Source organism: Corallincola spongiicola (assembly GCF_004284785.1).
In the GTDB taxonomy this organism is placed as follows: Bacteria; Pseudomonadota; Gammaproteobacteria; order Enterobacterales; family Neiellaceae; genus Corallincola; species Corallincola holothuriorum.
The window spans coordinates 977,900-1,001,840 of sequence record NZ_SHLY01000002.1; the positions used below are offsets into that span (position 1 = coordinate 977,900).

24 protein-coding genes are annotated in these 23,941 nt (G+C 49.1%); 17 read left to right on the top strand and 7 right to left on the bottom strand.

Annotated features, from left to right (window positions below; genetic code table 11):
* Nucleotides 1-84: 84 nt before the first annotated feature.
* The 4 genes from EXY25_RS10030 to EXY25_RS10045 all read right to left on the bottom strand — a co-directional run bounded on the left by EXY25_RS10030 (nt 85) and on the right by EXY25_RS10045 (nt 4,422).
* Complete coding sequence (locus tag EXY25_RS10030; RefSeq protein ID WP_130566629.1) at nt 85-1,242, bottom strand: ABC transporter ATP-binding protein; 1,158 nt, start codon at nt 1,240-1,242, stop codon at nt 85-87.
* A gap of 33 nt (nt 1,243-1,275) precedes the next feature.
* Complete coding sequence (locus tag EXY25_RS10035) at nt 1,276-2,163, bottom strand: carbohydrate ABC transporter permease (RefSeq protein WP_199405234.1); 888 nt, start codon at nt 2,161-2,163, stop codon at nt 1,276-1,278.
* Complete coding sequence (locus EXY25_RS10040; RefSeq protein ID WP_114338700.1) at nt 2,156-3,088, bottom strand: carbohydrate ABC transporter permease; 933 nt, start codon at nt 3,086-3,088, stop codon at nt 2,156-2,158. Before EXY25_RS10040 ends, EXY25_RS10035 begins: the two co-directional genes overlap by 8 nt.
* 68 nt (nt 3,089-3,156) lie before the next feature.
* Nucleotides 3,157-4,422 (bottom strand): ABC transporter substrate-binding protein, encoded by a 1,266-nt coding sequence (locus tag EXY25_RS10045; protein ID WP_114338699.1) that lies wholly within the window; start codon nt 4,420-4,422, stop codon nt 3,157-3,159.
* Nucleotides 4,423-4,784: 362 nt separating this feature from the next.
* Here EXY25_RS10045 and EXY25_RS10050 point away from each other — a divergent pair, with 362 nt between their 5' ends.
* Nucleotides 4,785-5,039, top strand: a complete 255-nt coding sequence (locus EXY25_RS10050; protein ID WP_130566630.1) for a hypothetical protein — start codon at nt 4,785-4,787, stop codon at nt 5,037-5,039.
* Between the two features lie 24 nt (nt 5,040-5,063).
* Here the strand turns inward: EXY25_RS10050 and EXY25_RS10055 are convergent, their stop codons facing one another.
* Nucleotides 5,064-6,515, bottom strand: coding sequence for an ATP-binding protein (locus tag EXY25_RS10055; RefSeq protein WP_130566631.1), 1,452 nt, complete (start codon nt 6,513-6,515; stop codon nt 5,064-5,066).
* A complete protein-coding gene (locus EXY25_RS10060; RefSeq protein ID WP_425455763.1) occupies nt 6,505-7,329 on the bottom strand; it encodes a response regulator in 825 nt (274 codons plus the stop codon). Before EXY25_RS10060 ends, EXY25_RS10055 begins: the two co-directional genes overlap by 11 nt.
* Here EXY25_RS10060 and EXY25_RS10065 point away from each other — a divergent pair.
* The 14 genes from EXY25_RS10065 (at nt 7,307) to dinB (ending at nt 20,150) form a co-directional block, all read left to right on the top strand.
* Nucleotides 7,307-7,933 carry an alpha-ketoglutarate-dependent dioxygenase AlkB family protein gene (locus EXY25_RS10065; protein ID WP_246019535.1) on the top strand — a complete coding sequence of 209 codons (627 nt, stop codon included), beginning with the start codon at nt 7,307-7,309 and terminating at the stop codon, nt 7,931-7,933. The genes EXY25_RS10060 and EXY25_RS10065 overlap by 23 nt on opposite strands.
* Before the next feature lie 69 nt (nt 7,934-8,002).
* Nucleotides 8,003-8,320 (top strand): transcriptional regulator BolA, encoded by a 318-nt coding sequence (gene bolA, locus EXY25_RS10070; protein WP_130566632.1) that lies wholly within the window; start codon nt 8,003-8,005, stop codon nt 8,318-8,320.
* 116 nt (nt 8,321-8,436) lie between these two features.
* Entirely contained in the window at nt 8,437-8,997 is a 561-nt protein-coding gene (locus tag EXY25_RS10075; protein WP_130566633.1) for a TRAP transporter small permease subunit, read from the top strand.
* A complete protein-coding gene (locus EXY25_RS10080) occupies nt 8,997-10,388 on the top strand; it encodes a TRAP transporter large permease (protein WP_199405242.1) in 1,392 nt (463 codons plus the stop codon). Before EXY25_RS10075 ends, EXY25_RS10080 begins: the two co-directional genes overlap by 1 nt.
* A 13-nt stretch (nt 10,389-10,401) precedes the next feature.
* Nucleotides 10,402-11,514, top strand: coding sequence for a TRAP transporter substrate-binding protein (locus EXY25_RS10085; protein WP_130566634.1), 1,113 nt, complete (start codon nt 10,402-10,404; stop codon nt 11,512-11,514).
* Nucleotides 11,515-11,812: 298 nt separating this feature from the next.
* A complete protein-coding gene (locus EXY25_RS10090) occupies nt 11,813-13,156 on the top strand; it encodes a Na(+)-translocating NADH-quinone reductase subunit A (RefSeq protein WP_130566635.1) in 1,344 nt (447 codons plus the stop codon).
* A gap of 4 nt (nt 13,157-13,160) precedes the next feature.
* Nucleotides 13,161-14,381 carry an NADH:ubiquinone reductase (Na(+)-transporting) subunit B gene (locus tag EXY25_RS10095; protein ID WP_114338691.1) on the top strand — a complete coding sequence of 407 codons (1,221 nt, stop codon included), beginning with the start codon at nt 13,161-13,163 and terminating at the stop codon, nt 14,379-14,381.
* Nucleotides 14,374-15,156: a Na(+)-translocating NADH-quinone reductase subunit C gene (locus tag EXY25_RS10100; protein WP_130566636.1), complete on the top strand. Its 783-nt coding sequence runs from the start codon at nt 14,374-14,376 to the stop codon at nt 15,154-15,156. Before EXY25_RS10095 ends, EXY25_RS10100 begins: the two co-directional genes overlap by 8 nt.
* Nucleotides 15,149-15,781: an NADH:ubiquinone reductase (Na(+)-transporting) subunit D gene (locus EXY25_RS10105; protein ID WP_114338689.1), complete on the top strand. Its 633-nt coding sequence runs from the start codon at nt 15,149-15,151 to the stop codon at nt 15,779-15,781. The genes EXY25_RS10100 and EXY25_RS10105 overlap by 8 nt, the downstream gene beginning before the upstream one ends.
* Nucleotides 15,782-15,791: 10 nt before the next feature.
* Nucleotides 15,792-16,400 (top strand): NADH:ubiquinone reductase (Na(+)-transporting) subunit E, encoded by a 609-nt coding sequence (gene nqrE, locus EXY25_RS10110; protein ID WP_114338688.1) that lies wholly within the window; start codon nt 15,792-15,794, stop codon nt 16,398-16,400.
* Between the two features lie 41 nt (nt 16,401-16,441).
* Entirely contained in the window at nt 16,442-17,665 is a 1,224-nt protein-coding gene (gene nqrF / locus EXY25_RS10115; protein WP_114338687.1) for an NADH:ubiquinone reductase (Na(+)-transporting) subunit F, read from the top strand.
* A 6-nt stretch (nt 17,666-17,671) separates the two neighbouring features.
* The gene (locus EXY25_RS10120) at nt 17,672-18,712 is read left to right on the top strand and encodes an FAD:protein FMN transferase (RefSeq protein WP_130566637.1); all 1,041 of its coding nucleotides are present in this window, start codon (nt 17,672-17,674) and stop codon (nt 18,710-18,712) included.
* Between the two features lie 4 nt (nt 18,713-18,716).
* Nucleotides 18,717-18,941, top strand: coding sequence for a (Na+)-NQR maturation NqrM (gene nqrM, locus EXY25_RS10125; RefSeq protein WP_114338685.1), 225 nt, complete (start codon nt 18,717-18,719; stop codon nt 18,939-18,941).
* A 135-nt stretch (nt 18,942-19,076) separates the two neighbouring features.
* Nucleotides 19,077-20,150 carry a DNA polymerase IV gene (dinB, locus tag EXY25_RS10130; RefSeq protein WP_130566638.1) on the top strand — a complete coding sequence of 358 codons (1,074 nt, stop codon included), beginning with the start codon at nt 19,077-19,079 and terminating at the stop codon, nt 20,148-20,150.
* A gap of 81 nt (nt 20,151-20,231) precedes the next feature.
* Here the strand turns inward: dinB and EXY25_RS10135 are convergent, their stop codons facing one another.
* The gene (locus tag EXY25_RS10135) at nt 20,232-21,689 is read right to left on the bottom strand and encodes an aminoacyl-histidine dipeptidase (protein ID WP_130566639.1); all 1,458 of its coding nucleotides are present in this window, start codon (nt 21,687-21,689) and stop codon (nt 20,232-20,234) included.
* 447 nt (nt 21,690-22,136) lie between these two features.
* Here EXY25_RS10135 and EXY25_RS10140 point away from each other — a divergent pair, with 447 nt between their 5' ends.
* Nucleotides 22,137-23,435, top strand: a complete 1,299-nt coding sequence (locus EXY25_RS10140) for an NCS2 family permease (RefSeq protein ID WP_130566640.1) — start codon at nt 22,137-22,139, stop codon at nt 23,433-23,435.
* 26 nt (nt 23,436-23,461) lie between these two features.
* Nucleotides 23,462-23,941: a xanthine phosphoribosyltransferase gene (gene gpt / locus EXY25_RS10145; RefSeq protein ID WP_114338681.1), complete on the top strand. Its 480-nt coding sequence runs from the start codon at nt 23,462-23,464 to the stop codon at nt 23,939-23,941.

Sequence of the window (23,941 nt, forward strand, 5' to 3'; positions counted from 1 at the left end):
GTAAGATGGGGGGATTGTACGTCAGAGATTAAAAAAAGGCACCGCATAAGCGGTGCCAATCGGCCTGTATGGGAAAGGACATACTCAGGCGGCCGATGCCTTTGTCGGTGCTGGCAATGTACTGTTTTGCGGACAGATACGTTGCTCTGTAGATTTGTCGAAGTAGACCGCTTTGTTGCAATCAAACATCAGCTCTATTGGTTGGCCTATCTCTAACGGGTGTTCAGGATCGATACGGCAGCTTATCTCCTGGTCATTGGCCTGTACTTCAACGATAACGTCAGGGCCGGTTGGCTCAGTCACTAACACCTCGAATTGGCCACGGGTCACTTGTTTATCGGTCTGCTTATGGGGCTGTGGGGTGGTGATCTGCTCAGGTCTTAATCCCAATACGACCGACTTGCCGAGGTAGTCGATCATATAGTCTGGCGCAGGTAGCCGTGTGATCTGTTGTTGTGAATTGGCTAACTCAGTGAACAGACCGTTTTCATCCTTCTTGATCAAACAGTCGATAAAGTTCATGGAAGGGGAGCCGATAAAGCCGGCAACAAACATATTGGAGGGGGTTTCGTATACCTGTTTTGGTGTCCCCAGTTGCAGTAGTTCACCATCTTTCATCACGGCGATCCGGTCTGCTAATGTCATCGCTTCGATCTGATCATGGGTAACGTAAACAATGGTGGTACCTAGGCGTTGGTGCAGCTTCTTCACTTCGGTACGCATCTCTACCCGTAGTTTGGCATCGAGGTTAGAAAGCGGTTCATCAAACAGGTAGATTTTTGGCCGCCGAGAGAGTGCTCGCCCCATGGCCACGCGTTGTTGTTGGCCACCAGAGAGTTGTGACGGCTTGCGGTCAAGCAAGTGGTCAATCTGTAACAGATTGGCGACCCGCTCAACTTCCGCTTCGATCTCGGCTGCTGGCATCTTGCGGATCTCCAGACCAAACTGAATGTTTTGACGGACAGTCATGTTGGGATAGAGGGCGTATGACTGGAACACCATGGCGATATCCCGATCTTTAGGCGCCACGTGGGTGACATCCTGATTATCAATCAAGATCTGGCCATCACTGACCTCCTCCAATCCAGCGATCATATTCATCAAGGTGGATTTACCACAGCCTGAAGGGCCGACGAGGATCAGAAATTCACCGTTGTCGATACTGATATCGATCCCTTTAAGGATCTCCTGGGTTGATTTACCGTAGCGTTTACGTATCTGCTTGATATTTAGCGTTGCCATCTTAAATTCCTAATTCAGTAAGCGCGGTGCGCTTTATCCTTTAACCACACCGGCCGTGAGGCCACGCACGAAGTATTTTCCGGCAAAGAAGTAGACCAGCAGCGTAGGTAACGCAGCGAGGATCGCTGCGGCCATATCCACGTTGTACTCTTTGACGCCAGTGGAGGTGTTGACCAGATTGTTGAGGGCTACCGTCATCGGCTGGGTATCGCCAGCGGAGTACACCACACCAAACAGAAAGTCATTCCAGATCGCGGTGAATTGCCAAATCACGCAAACCATAAAGATCGGCTTGGAGATAGGCAGCAGAATGCGAAAGAAGATAGTAAAGAAACCTGCACCATCGAGTTTTGCTGCTTTAACTAGCTCGTCAGGAATGCTGACGTAATAGTTACGGAAAAACATGGTGGTGAATGCAACACCGTAAATCACATGTACAGTGACTAATCCCGCGGTGGTGTTGGCTAAGCCGACGTAGCCGAGACTTTGCGCCATTGGTAACAAGATCACCTGAAACGGGATAAAACAACCGAACAGCATCAGACTGAAAAACAGATCTGACCCCCGGAAACGCCATTTGGCCAGCACGTAGCCGTTAAAAGCGCCCATCATGGTGGAGATAAGTACCGCAGGGATCACCATCTGCATCGAGTTCCAGAAGTAGCCCTTGATGCCATCACAGTTGACACCGGTACAAGCACTTCCCCACGCTTTTATCCAGCCGTCGAAGACCCACTCAGTGGGTAACGACATCAGGTTACCGGAACGGATATCAGCCGAGGTTTTGAAAGAGGTTAGTAGCATCACAATTAAGGGCATTAGATAGATCAGCGCGAACAGAATAAGGATGCCGTAGATCAACCAGCGACCTGGCTGTAGAGGTTTTTTCATCACCTCGGTGTTTACCGTCGTACTAGTCATGGCGTTGCCCTCTTAGCTCTGAATAGAGGTAGGGCACCAAGATGGCGAGCACCCCTGCCAGCATCATCATTGCCGATGCGGCACCTAAGCCCATTTGGCCACGCGTAAAGGCGTGAGAGTACATAAACAGTGCCGGTAGGTCGGAGCTGTATCCGGGGCCGCCAGAAGTCAATGCCGTCACCAGGTCGAAGCTCTTAATCGCAATGTGCGACAACACGATAATGGCGGAGAAAAATACTGGGCGCAGACACGGGAGGACTATTCTGCGATAGATGGTTGGTTTACTTGCGCCATCAATCTGTGCAGCTTTGACAATGGCAGGGTCAATGCCACGCAGCCCAGCTAAAAACAGTGCCATAACGAAACCGGAACTTTGCCACACCGCGGCGATCACCAGCGTGTAGATTGACATCTGAGGGTCGACTAGCCAGTCAAATTGAAAGCTACTCCAGCCCCAATCGTTGAGCATTTTTTCGAGACCCAGGCCTGGGTTAAGGATCCATTTCCAGGCGGTGCCGGTGACGATAAAACTGATTGCCATGGGGTACAGAAAGATGGTTCTAATGGCACCTTCTTGCTGTATCTGTTGGTCTAGGAGGATGGCAAGAAATATCCCCAAGACTAAACAGATAGCGATAAATAGCAGCCCAAAAATGAGTAAGTTCGTGCTGGAAACCAACCAGCGATCGTTATCCAGTAACTTGATGTATTGTTTAAACCCAACCAGCTTATAACTGGGCAGAAAACTCGAATTGGAGAAGGAGATCAGCGTTGTCCAAGCCATGTAACCATAGATACAAACAATGGTGATCAACATGGTCGGTGCCAGCACCAGTTTCGGTAGCCATTTTTGCAGGCCATCCAAGGAAAAGCGCTTGGACTGTGGCCGGATCACTGGCTCTGATAGCACGTGTGAAGTCGACATCGGGGTTGGGCTCTCTTTAGGCATAATTTGGTTCGAAAAGCGGGCGACGAAGCGCCCGCTATATCGAATTACATCGCAGATTTAACGGCGCGAACCAGCTTATCAACCGTCTCGGTTGCACTGACTTTGTCGTCGTTAAAGTAATTGGTGACCACGTCGTAGATCGCGCCCTGGATCTGGCTGGTGGTTGCCAATCCATGAGACCAACTGGGCACTAATTTGCCTGAGGTATTTGCGGCTTTGAATGTCGCCATGGAATCGAGTGCGCATTGATCGAAGGCACTCATGTCTTGATCCAGACGCACCGGGATAGACCCTTTATTGAGGTTAAACACCTCTTGGAATTTGGGACTAAGAATGGTTTTCGCCAGAGCTTGTTGCGCCGCTGCATCATTGGCATCTTTCAGATTAAAGAAAGCGAAGCTATCGATATTGAAAGTAAACATGCCTGCGGTACCTGGGGCGGGTGCGCAGATATAATCGACGCCAGGTTTCTTACCTGCAGCGGCGAATTCACCTTTGGCCCAGTCACCCATGATTTGCATACCGGCTTTTCCTTCGATCACCATGTTGGTAGCGATATTCCAGTCTCGGCCAGGGCTATCTTTATCTATGTACTGCTTAAGTGTGCGGAATTTTTCGAACGTTTCGACCATTTTGACAGAGCCTAGCGCGTCAGGATCATGCATCTTGAACGCTTTCATATAAAGCTCTGCGCCCATGGTTTCCAAAGCGATCGCTTCGAACACTGTCGCGTCTTGCCAAGCTTGGCCACCGTGAGCCAGTGGGATCAGACCGGCCGCTTTAATTTTGTCTGCAGCCACTATGAATTCGTCCCATGTGGTTGGGATCTTGGCGCCAGCTTTTTCAAATACGGCAGGGTTGGCCCATAGCCAGTTCACGCGGTGAACATTGACCGGAACAGCGACATATTTATCATCATATTTCATGACGCTACTGACCACTTTGGGCAGCACCTGCTCCCACTTTTCAGCGCTGGCGGTGCCGTCAAGGGTGGTTAGAAACCCCAGATCAGCCCACTCTTGAATATCGTGTCCTTTGATCTGAGCAGCGGCAGGTGGGTTTCCAGATACAGCGCGGGTTTTTAGTACGGTCATCGCACTTTCACCACCGCCACCGGCGACGGCGAAGTCTTTCCAGCCATAGCCCTGTTTTTCCAGCATCTCTTTGAGTACTGCAGCTGATTTAGCTTCACCACCCGATGTCCACCAATGCAGCACTTCCACTTCGCCTTTATCGGCAGCATGGGCTAAGCCGGCGCTGGTTGCTAGCGCGACTGCAGAGATAACAGAGGTCAGAGTCTTGCGTTTCATTAGCCTTTCCTTAGTTTTTATTAGTATGAGTTGTTGCTGTGCTAATCAAAGCGTACTGCAAGCGCCTTGATTAACCCCTGAAAGTGTATGAAGAGAAGCGTTACTGTGCGGTAACAAATGGACAGGTATTGTAACAAGGCTGTTACAATACCTGTCTTTGCTAATGTTGCGATGCTTTTCCGGGTGAAAAATAGACACTGCTTGGTGCCTGTGATTTATAAAAACGTGATCTGTGCATGGGTTGGTATCACGCTGATTTGATTGAGATCATGGTTGTCGGGCTGAAAAACTGACTGATTTTTGCTCGCGCAGTGGCGGCTTTCGTCTAGCCTTTGAATATAGGCAAAGCGAGGGGGTGATAGATGCAACAACCATGGACGTTCTATCTCTACTTGGTATTAAGTGGGTTGCGAGAATGGATCCCGTTACCTTGCCATCGTTATTTGTCGCCTAAGCAGCAGCGTATTTGGTCGCATAAGCGCCGGGTGATTCGGCGAGTCTGGTTGGCGAGTATGGGCGTCGTTCTGTTGCACCCGGCGCTTTACATGTTGCTCGCGGTTAGCTTATTTGCCACCTTTCTGTCGTTTGCGATCATTGACGAATTTCCGGGCTCTTAAAGCATCAGGCCAATAATGACGAGTTTATTGCCGCGGTAGGGTCAGCTTCACCAGTAGCCCGCCTTGCGGGTGATTCATCAGATCCAGATTGCCACCGTGCGCCCGCACAATATTGCGCGCAATGCCCATGCCTAAACCACTGCCACTGGCGTTACGGTTGCGGGTGCTATCCAAGCGAACATAAGGTTCAAAGATCTTCTTCTGATCGTAAAGTGATACCCCAGGACCGTAATCACGAAACAGGATATACAGGCGCTGTTCGTAATCGAGTAGGGTGACTTTCACTTTGTCGCCGTATTTAATCGCGTTGTCGATCAAATTGGTTAGACAGCGTTTTAGCGCCAGTGGTTTACCGCGGAACGGTGCTTTGATTGAGCCACTGATACTCATCGTCTCTGGCTCGGCGAGTTCTTCCTGGATCGATTGCAGCAGCTCCATGATATCCACCGATTCAATATTTTCATGGATATCAGTATCTTTAACGCACTGCAGTGCGCCTTTTACCATCATCTCCAGTTCATCAAGGTTCTTAATAAACTTGTCTGTGTGCTCATCATCATCGAGCAGCTCTGCCCGCAGGCGCAGACGGGTGATGGGGGTTTTTAGATCATGACTAATGGCAGAAAAAAGCTCCTCCCTGTCGTCTAAGTAACGCTTTAGCTGCTCCTGCATGGCGTTCATTGCTTTTGCCGCTTCAGCAATTTCGGCGGGGCCTGTTTCTTCCAATGGTGGGCGGTGAATGTCCTGCCCAAGCTGTTTTGCTGCGGTAGAAAACCGTTTCAGTGGCGCACTCAACCAGCGCACGATGACCGCGATGGTCAGCAATAAGACGGTGGAGACAACGAGGAGAAAGACCAATTGGCTGCGAGGCAGGTATTTGGTTTCCAGCGTCATCAGCGGTTCGGGTAAAAGCGCCGCCATATAGATCCATTCGCCATCCTCTAATGGGAACTGCATGACCAAAATGGGAGGGTTATAGGGCTCGAGTACCAGGGTGTGTTGTGCCCAACTCGGGGGAAGGTCGGCTAACAAAGTGTCGTTATTGAGTACGTGAAGGTTATTCGGTGCGCTGAATTCGACCTTTACGCCAGCGTCTGCGCCAAATTGATGCTGCATTACTCTGGATACCTCGTTTATCACCATATGTTTGCGGCGAGAATCGGGGATTGGGTGAATATCGATAAGCTCGTGATTGAGGGAGACGAAAAACCGTGTGCCGCCCATATTACGTAACTGGTTTAGGACGATGTGGCGATATTCAAAGGGCAGAGAGCGAAAGAAACGTATTGTTGACGCCATCGACAGGGCCAGAGAGTTGGATACATCGGTGAGCGATTCTTCGTCTCTGTGTTCAAACTGAGTACTCCAGATCACTGACACAATCAGTTGTGACATCAGGATCGCGGTCAACAGCATCAGTACCATGCGTGACATCATGGTTCTTGGTGTCAGCCGCTCTGGCCACTTAAGATTCATAGGCTACTTCTGCAGCAAGGACATAGCCTGAACCGCGGATCGTTTTAATCAGTTTCGGTTGTTTACCACTGTCTCTGAGGCGTTGGCGCAAACGGCTGATCTGTACATCGATACTACGATCAAAGGGGGATGCCTCGCGGCCTCGGATCGTATCTGAGATGGTGTCCCGATCGAGCACTTCGTTTGGGTGTTTGAGAAACAGCTGCAGCAGGTTGAAGTCGGCGCCTGATAACTCCAACACTTCGCCATCCAAGTGGGTTACTTGGCGGGTGGTGATATCCAGTTGCCAATTGGCAAAATTGAGCAAACGAGGTTGCTGCCGCTGTGTGTATCGAACGCGGCGTAACAAGGCTTTGATCCGGGCTAGCAGTTCCCTTGGGCTGAACGGCTTGGCGATATAGTCGTCGGCGCCAATCTCTAAACCGATGACTCTGTCTGTTTCATCGGACGAAGCGGTGAGCATAATCACTGGCACATCAGATTGCTTGCGCAGGCGCTGACAAAGGGTAAAACCGTCATCTCCAGGTAGCATAACGTCGAGGATCACCAGATGATGATGTCCCTCTTGATAGGTATTAAACATCTCTATGCCATCGCCTACCGTATCTACGTCATAACCGTTTTTACTGAGATGGGCTGCTAGTAGATCTCGAATTTCAAGATCATCATCAACCACCAGAATTCTGCCTTTATCGGGAGCCGTCATATGTTTGGTAATTTTTATCTGAGTAAAATCCGTTAAAGTGATACCTCTGCCGCCTTTCATTTGCAACTGAGATAAAGGTTTATCTGTGAATTCCTCGGTCGAACGCACGAATTATCCGCAAATTATTCAGTTACCTGATGCAGAAATGCATTTTTATCGCTGTTGGTTGGAAAACCCAGAGGCAAATCGTTTATTGCATCACTTTCAGCAGCGGTTGCGCTGGCAGCAACCGCAGATCCGTATGTTTGGCAAACTTATTAAGATTCCGCGGATGCAGGCTTGGTATGGGGAGGCCGAAGCACGATATCGCTATTCAGGCTTATGGCTGGAACCGATACCTTGGGAGCCTGAGTTGTTAGCGCTTCAGCAGCGGCTGAGAGTCGATACCGGCTGCTGTTTTAATGCGGTGTTAGCGAATTGGTACAGGAACGGAAACGACAGTATGGGTTGGCATAGCGATGATGAACCTGAACTTGGCGTGGATCCGGCTATTGCATCGATTAATCTGGGCGCGAGCCGTCGTTTTCAGATGCGCCATCGCAACGGTGCTTATAAGTTTGAATTAGAGCTAAGTCACGGCAGTTTGTTGTTGATGACCGGTTCGACGCAGCACCATTGGCAGCATGCCATTCCGAAACAGAAAAAAGTAACTGATCCTCGTATTAATCTAACTTTTCGTTCTATACGTGGTGATGAAAACCATGGAAAATAGCAGGGGTCATCTCTCTGATGCGCCATAGCCGCATTAAGATAATCGCACTTACTGCACAAGGAATAGATTATGTCGGTGCAAAATACGATAGAAAAAAAATTACTGCAGAGATTTGCCCCTGTGCACTTGGAGGTGATTAATGAAAGTGGCAATCATAATGTCCCTGCAGGGGCAGAATCTCACTTTAAAGTCGTTATTGTCTCTGCGCAGTTTGAGGGCAATCGGCTGTTAGCTCGCCACCGCTCAGTCAATGAAACTCTGGCTCAGGAGCTCGACGGGCAGATACATGCATTAGCCATGCACACCTATACGCAAAGTGAGTGGGAATCTAATTTCGGTGATATTCCTAACTCTCCTAAATGCATGGGTGGCAGTAGTACGGCTTAGGTATAAAAGGTGAGTGTTTACTTTTCTCTGCGACCTGGTTAGACCTCTATCTGTTTCAAAATCTTTAAATATTTGTTATCAATGCCTGCACTTATGTAACATGTGTGGGCAACTTCTTGCAGCCATCCTATGCTCCTTCGCCATCAGCACTGTTTAGTGCGCTGAATAATATTCGCCGTATTATCGATCGTGGTATCCGTTACGCTGGCGATTTAGTGGCTTGGTGCGGCGGCATCATGATGTTACTGATTATGCTGATCGTGGTGTTGCGCTACCTGTTTAATCTGGGGTGGATCGCCCTGCAAGAGAGCGTCATGTATCTACATGCTACCGCTATCTGTTTCGGCGCGGCTTATACCTTGCAACAGGATAAGCATGTGCGCGTGGATATCTTTTATCGCCGCTTCAACGCGCGGCAGCGAGCCTGGTTGAGTATTGGCGGCACCCTTTGCTTGCTCATGCCGATGTGCAGCATGATCTTTTCCGTTAGCTGGCCCTATGTGATGGATAGCTGGCTTCACCATGAAAGCTCGCAAGAAACTGGCGGGTTATCGGGGCTTTATCTGTTTAAATCTTTGCTATTAGTGTTGCCAACCTTGTTATACCTGCAAGGCGTTTCCTGGATCATTTCCGCGCTGGAATGTTTGTTTGGGCCGTCGCAGGGGAGAGAGCAATGATCGCTTACCTTCCCGCCTTACTGTTTGCTTTTCTTTGTTGTGTCTTAATGCTTGGCTATCCCGTTGCTTTTTCTCTCGCGGGATCGGCGTTGATATTTGCTTATATCGGCGCCTGGTTTGGCGTCATTGATGCCAGCTTTTTGTGGCTTCTGCCGAATCGACTGTTTGGCATTTTGAATAATCAGACGTTATTGGCTGTGCCCTTATTTGTATATATGGGGGTGATGTTAGAGAAGTCGCAATTGGCCGAGCAGCTCTTAGCGGCGATGAATCACTTGCTTAAACATGTCAACGGCGGGTTGGGTATGGCCGTCGTATTGGTTGGTATGTTGCTGGCGGCCAGTACCGGTATTGTTGGTGCTACTGTGGTAACCCTCGCCGTCCTGGCGTTACCTGGGATGCTAAATCGCGGTTATGGCCCCGCGCGTGCTGCCGGTATTGTGGCTGCAACCGGAACCTTGGGTCAGATCTTGCCACCGTCGATAGCCTTAGTGTTACTTGGCGACATGCTGTCATCTGCTTACCAGCAGGCACAATTAAAGCTAGGAGTGTTTAGTCCTAAAACAGTATCCGTTGGTGAGTTGTTTGCTGGCGCGCTGGTACCGGGTTTGATTCTGGTACTGTTGTATTTGGCGTATGTGCTTTTTGTGCCATGTAAGCAGGAGGCTCAAGAGGATCTCGAGCAACAGGAAACTGACAAGGTACTGGATTTAGCGACAGGAGCGGCGCTTGGTTGGCTTCTGTTCCGAGCTTTGGTGCCCACACTGTCACTGATTTTTGTGGTGTTAGGGTCAATATTGTTTGGCTTTGCAACACCGACAGAAGCTGCCGCCGTCGGCGCCTTTGGCGCTACCGTGTTAGCCGCGGTGCAGGGGCGATTAAATCTACATACCCTAAGAGAGGTGGGGCGCAGTAGTCTGCATGTCACCTCCATGGTGTTTATGATATTGATCGGTGCAGCCCTTTTTTCATTGGTGTTTTACGCCTTGGGTGGTGAAACCCTAGTTCATCAATGGTTCCACTCTTTGCCCGGTGGCCCGATAGCCGCCATGGCAGTGGTGATGTTGCTGATCTTCTTACTCGGTTTCATTCTCGATTTCATTGAGATCACATTTGTTGTTGTGCCGATCGTGGGTCCTGTGTTGTTGGCAATGGGGATTGATCCCGTTTGGCTCGGAGTGATGATAGCGGTGAATTTGCAAACATCGTTTCTAACCCCGCCCTTCGGTTTTGCTCTTTTTTACCTCCGTGGCGCGGCCCCTGACAGCATCAAGACATCTGATATCTATCGCGGGGTGGTGCCATTCATCGGCTTGCAGTTGTTGATGTTACTGCTGTTGGCTTGTTGGCCAGCTTTAGCGACTTGGCTCCCTAGTGTTCTTTACTCTTAATTTGAGGCAATTCATGACATCTCGCTGGTTGATTCCTGTGACAGCTTTTTCTCTGTTGTTAAGTGGCTGTTTTCCGCCCAGTTCACAGCAGCATCTTGTTGATCGCGAGAGTGATGACGGGACTGTGGTTGCGGCAACCCAATATGAATGGAAGTTGGTGACATCCTGGCCAAAGAACTTTCCTGGTTTAGGTATGGCACCGGAAAAATTTGCTGTGCTGGTGAATGAGATGAGCCAAGGGCGTTTGCAAGTGACTGTGTACGGAGCTAATCAGCTAGTGCCGGGCTTTCAAGTGTTTGATGCGGTCTCTTCTGGCAGTGTCGAGATGGGGCACAGCGCCGCTTATTATTGGAAGGGTAAGGTACCCGCAGCGCAGTTTTTTACCAGCATACCATTTGGTCTTACAGCCCAAGAGATGAATGGCTATCTCCATCATGGTGGTGGATTGGCGTTATGGGAGGAGCTATATGCGCCGTTTGATTTACTGCCTATGGCCGGCGGGAATACGGGTGTGCAGATGGGGGGCTGGTTTAACAAAGAGATCAACAGTGTTGATGATCTGAAAGGGTTAAAGATGCGCCTGCCAGGCATTGGCGGTGAGGTATTGCAGCGACTAGGCGGCGTGCCGGTTAGCTTGCCTGGTGGAGAGCTGTTTACTGCTCTGCAGACGGGCGCTATTGATGCCACCGAGTGGGTCGGCCCGTCGAATGATCTCGCATTTGGCTTTAATGAAGCTGCTGAATATTATTACTATCCGGGTTGGCATGAGCCGGGATCGAGCCTGGAGTTTTTGATTAATAAAGCAGCTTTCGATGCCTTACCTAATGATCTACAGGTGATCGTTCGCGCAGCGGCTCGTGTTGTGAATCACGATATGCTGGATGAATATACCGTCAGAAATATCATTGCGTTGCAAACGTTGCAGGAAAAAGGCGTAAAGATCCGTCGATTTCCTGACGAAGTGCTGAATGCACTACAACAAGTCACTGATCAGGTGATGGCTGAACAGGCAGCTGCCGACGCTGATATAGCACGTATCTATACTCACTTTCAGCACTACACCCAAGGCGTTCGTGCTTACCACGCAATTACCGAGAAGGCCTATTTAGAAGTCCACTATCCATAGGTTTATATGCGTTAATGATTTGAAAGTGAGCAGGCGATGGTTTTTTTATCGCTAAATATCCCAATTTCTTGCTGGATACTTTTTAACCAATTGTTTTCTCGTCTAAACTCTGCAGTTAATCACCAATTCGCCATAGCTTGCGGTGTATGAATGATGTTAAAATCCGCCGGATTTACTGTTTGCCATGTGCAAGCCGACAGGATCTGGGTAGGTTTTCCTACCTTGTCTGTGGTGGGTGCAGGCAGGTAGTTCTATACGCTCAGTTATAAATCCCGTTAAACTTTAGTGTGTTAAGGCTATGATAAAAATTAAAAAAGGACTAAATGTTCCTATAGCCGGCGTTCCTTCGCAGGAAATCCATGACGGTCCTGGTATTACCAGGGTCGCCGTGCTCGGGGAGGAGTACGTCGGTATGCGTCCTACTATGCGTGTTCGCGTTGGCGATCAGGTAAAGAAAGGCGATGCTCTGTTTGAAGATAAAAAGAACCCAGGTGTAATCTTTACCGCCCCGGCAACGGGTGAAGTGGTAGAGGTGAACCGGGGAGCGCAACGTGTGCTGCAATCCGTCGTGATCCGAGTCGAAGGTGATGAAGCGGTGCAGTTTGCCAGTTATCCTGTCAATGATTTGGCCACCCTGGCGCGTGACAAAGTGGTCGAAAACCTGGTTCAATCAGGTCTTTGGACGGCACTACGTACGCGTCCGTTTAGTAAGGCTCCTGCCATAGATAGTGCACCTCGCTCTATTTTTGTCACCGCCATAGACACTAATCCGCTGGCAGCTGATTCCAGTTTGGTGATCGCTGAAGCCGCTGATGATTTCGCTAACGGGTTAAAAGTGCTCAGCCGCCTTACTGAAGGTAAGCTGTTCCTTTGTAAGAAATCTGATGCATCTATCCCCGCAGTGGATGTTGAGCGTTTAGAACAGCATGATTTTGCTGGACCACATCCTGCGGGACTCGTGGGTACGCATATCCACATGCTAGATCCTGTTGGCCCAACTAAGATGGTTTGGCATATTGGCTATCAAGATGTGATTGCGATTGGTCAGTTATTTACCAGCGGAGAGCTCCCTGTTGACCGAGTGGTCGCCTTGGCTGGTCCGCAGGCAAAACAGCCTCGTTTGGTGCGCACACGTATGGGTGCCGCGATGGATGAGCTCGTTGCTGGCGAAACCAAAGAGGGTTACAACCGCGTTATATCTGGCTCTGTGCTAAGTGGCACTCATGCCCACGGCCCACAAGGTTACTTGGGACGTTTCCACAACCAAGTCACAATCTTGCTTGAAGGCTACGAAAAAGAGTTTATCGGCTGGTTACTGCCGGGCTCTGATAAGTTCTCGCTCACTCGCGCGTTTCTTGGCCATTTAGCGCCGAAGAAGCTGTTTAATTTCACCACCTCTACTGGAGGAAGTGATCGCGCCATGGTGCCAATCGGTAACTATGAGAGAGTGATGCCGCTAGATATCCTTCCAACACTGTTGTTACGAGATCTGATCTCCGGCGATACAGACAGTGCCCAGCAGTTAGGCTGCTTAGAGTTGGATGAAGAAGATCTGGCGCTTTGTACTGTGGTTTGTCCTGGTAAGTATGAGTACGGCTCAATCTTACGTGAGTGTCTGACCACCATTGAGCGGGAGGGCTGATCTGATGGGCCTTAAGAGTTTCTTCGAAAGTATCGAACCGTCGTTTGAGAAAGGCGGCAAGTATGAGAAGTATTACGCCCTGTTTGAAGCGGCGTATACCATCTTTTATACACCAGGTCTGGTGACCAAAAAGAACACCCATGTTCGTGACAATATTGATTTGAAGCGAATGATGATCACGGTTTACTTGGCACTTTGGCCAGCGCTGTTTTACGGCATGTTTAATATTGGCGACCAAGCCTCTGCGGCACTGGCTGCCGGTTACGCGTTGCCTGACTCTTGGCAAGTGGGCATTTTCCACATGTTGGGTGGCGATTTAGGCGCTGCTGCAGGTTGGGGCAGCAAGATGCTGTATGGCGCTTGTTATTTCCTACCTATTTATGCTGTCGCTTTTGGTGTTGGTGGCTTCTGGGAAGTTTTGTTTGCCAGTATCCGTAAACACGAAATTAACGAAGGGTTCTTCGTTACTTCTATCTTATTTGCGTTGATCGTTCCGCCTAGCTTGCCACTCTGGCAGGCAGCCTTAGGTATCACCTTTGGTGTGGTGATTGCGAAAGAGGTGTTTGGTGGTACCGGTCGCAACTTCCTCAACCCAGCGTTAGCTGGTCGAGCGTTTTTATTCTTTGCTTATCCGGCGCAGATATCTGGCGATGCGGTTTGGACCGCTGTTGATGGTTTTTCTGGTGCAACCGCCCTTAGCCAGTGGGCTGCTGGTGGTCAGGAAGCGTTGCAACATGTAACCACGGGAGAAGCGTTGACCTGGTTGGATGCTTTCTTTGGTAACCTTCAGGGCTCTATTGGTGAAGTATCAACAGCCATGCTACTGATTGGTGGCGCCATTATCATCTATGCTCGCATTGCTTCTTGGCGCATTGTCGGCGGTGTCATGATAGGCATGGTCGCAACGGCTTACCTGTTCAATTTCATCGGCAGTGAAAGCAACCCTTTATTTAACATGCCTTGGTACTGGCACTTGGTTGTTGGCGGATTTGCTATCGGCATGCTGTTTATGGCGACCGATCCCGTATCGGCTTCATTCACTAATCAGGGACGCTGGGCATACGGCATCTTGATTGGTGTGATGGTGGTGATGATCCGCGTGGTCAACCCTGCTTTCCCTGAAGGTATGATGCTGGCGATTTTGTTCGCTAACCTGTTCGCTCCTTTGTTCGACCACTTTGTGGTGCAGGCAAATATCAAACGGAGGCTTGCGCGTAATGTCTAAAGGTAACGATTCCATTGGCAAAACGTTGTTTGTCGTTATTGCTTTGTGTTTGGTCTGTAGTTTGGTGGTGTCGACTGCCGCGGTAGGTTTAAAGCCTAAGCAGGAAGAGAATCGAGCACTGGACAAACAGCGCAATATTTTACGTGCTGCGGGCTTGTTGACTCCAGGTGCAAATGTCGGCGAGGTATTTGCTCGCTCCATCGAAGCTCGTGTTATCAACCTCGATACCGGTGAGTATCTGTCTGATATCGATGGCAACACCTTTGATCAACGTAAAGCAGCTAAAGATCCTGCTGCTAGCGTCAAGCTGACAGCTGAGGATGACCTTGCGTCGATCCGTCGTCGTGCCAATGATGCCAGTGTTTACTTAGCCAAGAATGAACAAGGTGAAGTAACGTCGGTGATATTACCTGTTCATGGTTATGGCTTATGGTCGACTATGTATGCGTTTGTCGCTATTGCCCCTGACGCTAATACCATTGAATCTCTGGTTTATTACGATCATGGTGAAACTCCAGGCTTGGGTGGCGAAATTGAGAACCCTGCTTGGGCTGGTCAATGGCAAGGTAAAAAGTTGTTTGACGACCAATGGCAACCGGCGATCAAGATCGTTAAAGGCGGCGCTGCCCCTGGTAGCGAATATCAGGTAGACGGTCTGTCTGGTGCAACCTTAACCAGCAACGGCGTCCAGCACACATTTGATTTTTGGTTGGGTCAAAAAGGCTTTGGTCCTTATCTGGCCAAGCTTCGTCAAGGAGGCCTGAACAATGGCTAACGTTAAAGAGATGAAGCAGGTTCTGTTTGGTCCTGTCTTTGCTAATAACCCCATTGCATTGCAAGTATTGGGTGTTTGCTCCGCCTTGGCGGTGACCAGTAAGCTGGAAACTGCGCTTATTATGTCTCTGGCATTGACTGCGGTAACTGCATTCTCCAACTTGTTTGTATCCGTTATTCGGAATCACATTCCATCAAGTGTGCGGATCATCGTACAGATGACCATCATTGCTTCACTGGTGATTGTTGTTGACCAAATTCTCAAGGCATATGCTTATGATGTGGCGAAACAGTTATCGGTGTTTGTTGGTTTGATCATCACCAACTGTATTGTGATGGGACGTGCTGAAGCCTACGCCATGAAGAGTCCGCCATTGATGAGCTTCCTTGATGGTATCGGTAATGGTTTGGGGTACTCCTTCATTTTGATTGCCGTTGGTGGGGTCCGTGAATTGCTGGGCTCCGGTAGCTTGTTGGGCTTTGAGATCATGCCGTTAATCAACAATGGTGGCTGGTATCAGGCGAACGGTTTATTACTGTTGCCACCTTCCGCGTTCTTCATTATCGGTTTGATCATCTGGGCTATCCGGGTATTCAAGCCTGAACAGGTCGAAGCGAAGGACTGAGGTAAGCAAAATGGAACATTATATTAGTTTAATGGTTCGTGCCGTTTTCGTTGAAAATATGGCACTCGCATTCTTCTTGGGAATGTGTACTTTCCTCGCCGTCTCGAAAAAGGTGAAAACTTCATTGGGCCTTGGCGTGGCAGTGATTGTGGTGCTGACCATCGCAGTTCCTGTAAATAATCTGATTTATAACTTTGTGTTGGCTGAAGGGGCGCTCGCATGGGCTGGTCTACCTGAAGCCGATTTGAGCTTTTTGGGTTTTATCACCTATATCGGTGTGATTGCAGCCCTGGTTCAGATCTTGGAGATGTTGCTGGATAAATACTTCCCGCCACTCTATAACGCACTAGGGATCTTCCTGCCGTTGATTACTGTGAACTGTGCCATTTTTGGTGGCGTGATGTTCATGGTAGAGCGCGATTACAATTTCACTGAATCTGTGGTTTACGGCTTCGGTAGTGGTGTGGGTTGGGCGCTGGCTATTACTGCGCTTGCTGGCATTCGTGAAAAAATGAAGTATTCGGACGTACCCGATGGGTTACGTGGGTTGGGGATCACCTTTATCACTGTTGGCTTGATGGCGTTGGGCTTTATGTCCTTCTCTGGTGTTCAACTCTAAGTCACATAGCGTGACGGTGATAAGTTACTAAGGAAAAGACGATGGAAATTGTTCTTGGCGTAAGTATGTTCACGCTAATCGTCTTGGCGCTGGTGTTTGTGATCCTGTTTGCCAAGTCGAAACTGGTTAGTTCTGGGGATGTGGTCATCTCCATTAATGACGACCCAGATAAAAGTATTACCGCTGCCGCTGGCGGCAAGTTGCTCAATGTGCTGGCTGATTCCGGCATCTTCATCTCATCTGCTTGTGGTGGTGGTGGCTCATGTGGTCAGTGCCGAGTGGATATTCATGATGGTGGTGGAGATATCTTGCCAACAGAGCTTGACCATATCACTAAGCGGGAAGCCAAACATGGCTGTCGTTTGGCTTGTCAGGTCAATGTGAAGCAGGACATGAAGATTGAGCTGGAAGAGGAAGTTTTCGGTATTAAGAAGTGGGAGTGCGAGGTTATCTCTAATGATAACAAAGCGACTTTCATTAAAGAGCTGAAGCTAAAAATTCCTGACGGTGAAAGCGTACCTTTCCGTGCCGGTGGTTATATTCAGATCGAAGCCCCTGCACACCACGTGAAGTACAAAGACTTCGAAGTGGATGAAGAGTATCGTGGTGACTGGGAGCGTTTTGGCTTCTTCAACCTCGAATCTAAGGTTGATGAAGAGACCATCCGCGCCTATTCAATGGCGAACTATCCGGAAGAGTTTGGCATCATTATGCTAAACGTGCGTATTGCTACGCCACCGCCAAATAACCCAAGTGCGCCGTGCGGTAAGATGTCATCATTCATCTTTAACTTGAAAGCGGGCGATAAGGTCACTATTTCAGGTCCATTTGGTGAGTTCTTCGCTAAAGAGACTGAGAACGAAATGGTATTTGTTGGTGGTGGTGCGGGTATGGCACCTATGCGCAGCCATATCTTCGATCAGCTACGTCGCCTTGATTCGAAGCGTAAGATGAGCTTCTGGTATGGTGCTCGCTCTAAGCGCGAAATGTTCTATGTGGAAGATTTCGATATGCTGCAGAAAGAGCATCCGAACTTCCAGTGGCATGTCGCTCTGTCAGATCCGCAGCCTGAAGATAATTGGGATGGGTATACAGGTTTTATTCATAACGTATTGTTTGAAAATTACCTGCGAGACCATGAAGCTCCTGAAGATTGTGAGTATTACATGTGTGGTCCTCCAGTTATGAACGCTGCTGTGATTAACATGCTCAAAGATCTGGGTGTTGAGGATGAAAATATCCTGCTTGATGATTTTGGTGGTTAAATAGGAATGCCTATTCAATCACTAACAAAATGGCTGGCCCTGTTTGGGCTGGCCTTTTTTATCTCAGCTTGCGGTCCAAGTCATACGCCACCTGAAGCGGTGCGTTTGGCTGGCAGTACCATGGGCACCTTTTACCACATCACTTTGGTCGTGGATAACCCGCTCCAGGATACCGCTGCGTTACAGAAGCAGATCGATCAGCGCCTTGAGTTAGTTAACGATCAGATGTCGACCTATCGGCAAGACTCTGAGCTGAGTCGATTCAATCAGTACCAGGGACTTCAGCCATTCACCGTATCTGCAGCCACAAGCGAGGTGGTGAAGGAAGCATTGCGCCTTGGTGAACAGACCAAGGGGGCGCTAGACGTCACCATTGGTCCGTTGGTCAATCTGTGGGGGTTTGGCCCCCAGGCCAGACCGGAAGAGACGCCAACTGCTGCTGAAATAGCAGAGGCGAAAGCGCGAATGGGTTATCAGCAGTTAACCGTGACCGCAGCACACTCACTGCAAAAATCGGCAGTGGATCTCTATGTTGATCTATCCGCTATCGCTAAAGGCTATGGTGTGGATAGCGTTGCTGACCTGCTTGATAGTTTGGGTTATAGAAACTACTTGGTTGAGGTGGGTGGCGAGTTACGTACCCGTGGCGATAATCTGCAAGGTAACAAGTGGCGTATTGCCGTTGAAAAGCCTGATACCCAGTCACGTATGGTACAACGCATCATCGAGCCGGGTGATAATGCGGTTGCTACGTCTGGTGACTATCGAAACTATTTTGAAGACGGTGGTATCCGTTATTCTCATACCATCGATCCCGAAACTGGCCACCCGATTAATCATCGTTTGGTCTCGGCGACAGTGATCGCTCCAAGTTGTATGACCGCAGATGGGTTGGCTACGGCTTTGATGGTGATGGGGCCAGAAAAAGGTCGTTTGTTTGCCGAGCAGCATCAGTTACCCGTATTGATGATCGTAAAGACGGATGATGGCTTTGTGGAGTACACTAGCCCAAGTTTTGAGCAGTACTTGGCGTCCCAAGGATCTTAGTATTATGACTGTGTTTTTACTTACCTTTGGCTTGTTATTAACCGTTGTTGCAGCAATGGCCATTGGTTACCTATTGCAACGTAAGAAGATCGCTGGCAGTTGTGGTGGTATCGCAGCTTTGGGGATGGATAAAGTCTGTGATTGCCCTGAGCCCTGTGAGAAGCGCAGGAAGCGGGAAGCGAAAGAGGAACGACGTCGCGAAATGCTCGAGAAGCACCGGATTATCTAATAGCGATTAATAGCTGTTCGATTAAAGCACCTGCGGGTGCTTTTTTATTTTTAATAGTTTTTATATTGCGCACTGGAGTAAACCTAGACTAACTATTATACTGTTTTTATATACAGTGCTTAATGTTTAAATGAAATGGCGAAGTCAACACCGCAAAGAAAGATCATTCATATCGATATGGATTGTTTTTATGCCGCCGTTGAGATGCGAGATAATCCGCAATGGCGAGATAAGCCGATAGCGGTTGGTGGTCAATCTGATCGCCGAGGGGTGATCGCCACTTGTAACTATAGCGCCCGTCGCTTTGGTGTGCGCTCTGCGATGGCTACGGCGACGGCATTACGTCAGTGCCCTAATCTGATTCTGGTAAAGCCTCGTTTTGATGCCTATAAGTCGGTTTCCCGGCAGATCCAGAGTATCTTTCAACGTTATACCAACCTTATCGAGCCTTTATCTCTGGATGAGGCTTATTTAGATGTGACTCATTGCCAAGCACACCATGGCAGTGCGACGCTGATTGCTGAAGCTATCCGCACTGAGATCGTCAATGAAACGGGGTTAACAGCCTCGGCCGGAGTTGCTCCTAATAAATTTATTGCCAAAATAGCCAGCGACGAGAACAAGCCCAATGGCATCTGTATTGTTCCACCTGATGGGGTGGAGGCGTTTGTTGCCGCGTTGCCGTTGCGCAAGATCCCGGGAGTCGGGCCGGTAACCGAGCAACGGTTGGCAGATATGGGATTGAGAACTACGGCGGATTGTCGAGAAAAAAGCGTGGATGAAATAGTGCAGCTAGTCGGTCGATTTGGCGAAGCTTTATGGCAAAGAAGCTTTGGTATAGATAACCGCCCGGTGGATGGAACTCATGTGCGTCGCTCAGTTGGTGTCGAAACAACATTGAGTAAAGATATATCTACTTTTCAACAGTGTCAGGAGGTTGCGGCCAATCTGCTACCTGAACTGCTACAACGCTTAGATAAACATGATCCCAAACGCCAGATCCATAAACAGGGTGTGAAGCTAAAGTTTGATGACTTTCAACAAACCACGGTTGAACAAACCACGTCGCAAGTGAGACAGAGCTTGTATCTTGATCTACTGAAGAAGGCTTATGCACGGGCGGAAGGCAGAGGGATCCGTTTAGTAGGGCTCAATATTGGTTTACCGGAAGTGAAAGAAGGTGCCAAACAGTTACAGTTTGAGTGGTGATGCTGGTGACTCTGTATGCCTTAACTATTAATAGGGCTGGGAATAATCCAAGCCCTATTTGTGTGCCTTAGGGGGCAGAGGTTAGGCCGCAGGGATCGCTGCAAGTACACCTTTGAGCAGTGTCCAATAGTCATCAACACTGGCTATTTCTACTTTCTCATCTGGCGAGTGAGGGAAGCGAATAGTTGGTCCAATGGATACCATATCCCAATCAGGGTAAGCCGCTTTAAACAGGCCGCATTCGAGACCTGCGTGGATCACCATGATGTTTGGCAGTTTGCCAAATAGCGCTTGGTAGGTTTCACGTACCGTGGTCATGGCAATAGAGTTGGTATCCGGCTCCCATCCAGGGTAAGCACCATCAAAACTAACGCTGGCACCGCTGAGTTCGGCGATTGCTGCGTGTTGCTCAGCAATTTGCTGGCGGCCAGTATCGTTAAGCGAACGTATTAGGCATTGCACAGAGACCGTATCTGCCTCTGTCCGAACAACGCCTAGGTTGGTTGAGGTTTCTACCACGCCTTCAATGCTATCACTCATACGAACCACGCCATGGGGCAGCGCGCAAAGTAAATTTATCAGTTGTTGGCTACTGGTCTGAGACAGTGGCACAGTGTCGCTGCTCACTCGGCTGACGGCGAGGCTCATGGTCGGTTCTTTTACTGATAACAGCTGTTGATGCTGACGGAAAAAAGCCTCTGCCTTAGCTTGTATCTCATCCTGCTCTGTAGCGAACACCCAAAGTTCACAATCTGCTTCACGGGCGATGGCGTTGCGCAGGCTACCACCGCTAAAGTTGCTCACCTGCAGCGTGTGCTGTTGGCCTATATGTCGAAGCAGTTGTGCCATTAGTTGGTTTGCTGTACCGCGACCAAGGTGGATATCACAACCTGAGTGGCCGCCTTTGAGCCCTCGCAGCTCAAACTTCATTGCTGCCATCTGGCCTGATGCAACTTCCCGCTCTATCGGTAAATTGAAGTTGGCATCAACACCGCCAGCGCAGCCCATATAGACTTCACCGTTTTGCTCAGAATCAGTGTTGATCAGGATTTTGCCGTTAAACCAGTCTGGTTGCAGGTTAAAGGCGCCCGTCATGCCGGCTTCTTCATCAATCGTTAGCAGCACTTCGAGTGGGCCATGGGGAACATCATCACTGTCCAATATAGCCAGGGCAGAAGCCATACCTATGCCATTGTCCGCACCTAACGTGGTGCCATCGGCAGTGACCCATTCGCCATCAATGTAAGGGCGGATCGGATCCGTGACAAAGTCATGGGTACTGTCACTATTTTTTTGTGGCACCATATCCAGGTGAGCCTGCATCACCACGCCTGCTCGATTTTCCATGCCTGCTGTGGCGGGTTTAGATATCTTTAAGTTGCCTGTGGCATCTTCATCTACTGCCAAGCCTTTCTCTCTTGCCCAATGCTGGATCCAGAGTGACAATTGTTGTTCATGTTTTGATGGGTGGGGAATAGCGCAAATCTGTGAGAAAAAATGCCAAACAGGCCCGGCATTACTGGTTTCTAATTGTTTCACTGGAGGCTCCTAACTGGCTCTCTGTGTGCCATTTAGATCGATTCTACGTAACCCTTGATCATTGAACCAGAGGGATGAGCCATCTCTGTGGTTAAGAGGGTGTTTACTTTGATGAACACCCATCGCTTGTTGGCTTACTTTGCTAGTGTTTATTTGGGTCGGCGTGGGTGGCTTTTGGTTGGCTATGCTTTGTTTTGTCGTTAAGCAAAAGGGAGCATCTTTTGGCCTTTGTTGACACATGTCAAGCGTGCCTATTGAAGCTCACGGCTAGATCGCGATAATGGCGCACCATCAGCGATGTGTTTTATTACGCTCGCGAAACATTCGATCCTCATCTATATCTAAATCTACACGTTTGGATCGCACATATTAAAACGAATAACAAACCTGACAGCCTCCGGTTGCCGGGATTTTTTTATAACTTAAAGACAGAACAGGAAGCAGACGATGCTGGAGAAGTTGTTCCAACTTAAGGCCCACAAGACCAGTGTGAAAACTGAGGTGGTTGCCGGAATTACGACGTTCCTGACAATGGCATACATTGTTTTTGTGAACCCTAATATTTTGGAACTGGCTGGCATGGACAAGGGAGCGGTGTTTGTTGCTACCTGTCTCGCCGCTGCCATTGGTTGTTTCATCATGGGCTTGTTGGCAAATTACCCTATCGCACAGGCGCCTGGCATGGGGCTGAATGCCTTTTTCACGTTTACCGTTGTGATGGGCATGGGTAAAAGCTGGGAAGTCGCATTGGGTGCGGTATTCCTGTCTGGTGTTCTTTTTGTTCTGCTTAGTCTTTTTAAAGTACGTGAATGGATAATTAACTCCATTCCGCAGGTGTTAAGGGTCGGCATTGGTGCCGGTATTGGTTTGTTTCTGGGCCTTATCGCACTCAAAAACGCAGGGATTATTGTTGATCACGGTGCCACGTTAGTAACCCTTGGTGACGTCAAAACACCTGGAGTGATCCTCGCTACGCTTGGCTTCTTCCTCATTGTTGCCCTGGAGTATCGTAAGGTAAAAGGCGGTGTCATGATCGCGATCCTTGCTATCACTGCGATCTCATTCCTGTTTGATGACAAGCAGGTTTATCATGGTCTTGTTTCTATGCCGCCTTCTATTGCGCCAACGTTTGCTCAGCTCGATATAGCAGGGGCGTTTGATGTTGCTATGATCAGTGTGATTTTCGCCTTTTTGTTTGTTGATCTATTTGACACCGCGGGCACCCTCACAGCCGTTGCTCAGCGCGGTAACTTAACCGATGAGAAAGGCAACCTTCCGCGTTTAAGTAAAGCGCTGCTGGCCGACTCCTCAGCGACAGTTGCCGGTGCTGTTCTGGGTACTTCAAGTACGACAAGCTATATTGAAAGTGGTGCGGGTGTAGAAGAGGGGGGTCGGACAGGACTGACAGCCGTTGTGGTTGGCATCTTGTTTTTGCTGGCGCTGTTTTTCGCACCGTTGGCTGGCATGGTGCCCGCGTACGCGACTGCCGCTGCACTATTTTACGTTTCAGTACTGATGCTTTCTGGCTTAGCTAATGTGAAGTGGGATGACCTGACTGAGTCAGCGCCTGCTGCAGTGGTAGCCGTGTTGATGCCTCTTACTTTTTCTATTGCGAATGGTATTGCCTTGGGCTTTATCAGCTACGCAGTTATTAAGGTACTTAGTGGCCGTCATAAAGAGGTCAATGTTGCTATCTGGGTATTGGCTATTTTGTCAGTGATTAAGCTGGCTTTCGTCCCTCACTAAAAGAACACTGCGATCAAGAGGACGCTATGAGTTTTAAAACCAACAAAGAATTTTTTGTCTCATGGGAAGAGTTTCATCGTGCCACTAGAGAATTGGCGTTGCGTCAGCTGCCTGCTGACCAATGGAAAGGCATTATCGCAGTGACGCGTGGTGGCCTGGTTCCTGCGGGGATTTTGGCGCGAGAGTTGAATATTCGCTATATCGACACCGTTTGTATTTCCAGTTATGACCATGACTCGCAGCGTGAACTAAAAGTGCTGAAGGGTGCAGAGACCTCTGATGGTGAAGGTTTCTTAGTGGTTGATGATTTGGTTGATACTGGCGAAACCGCGAAAGCGATCCGCGAAATGTTCCCTAAAGCCAAGTTTGTGACTGTATATGCTAAGCCTCAGGGCAGCCCTTTAGTGGATGAGTATGTTGCCGATGTGGAGCAGGATACTTGGATCCAGTTCCCTTGGGATATGCAGCTAAATTACATCGCACCAATTGCGGAATCGGAAGCGTAG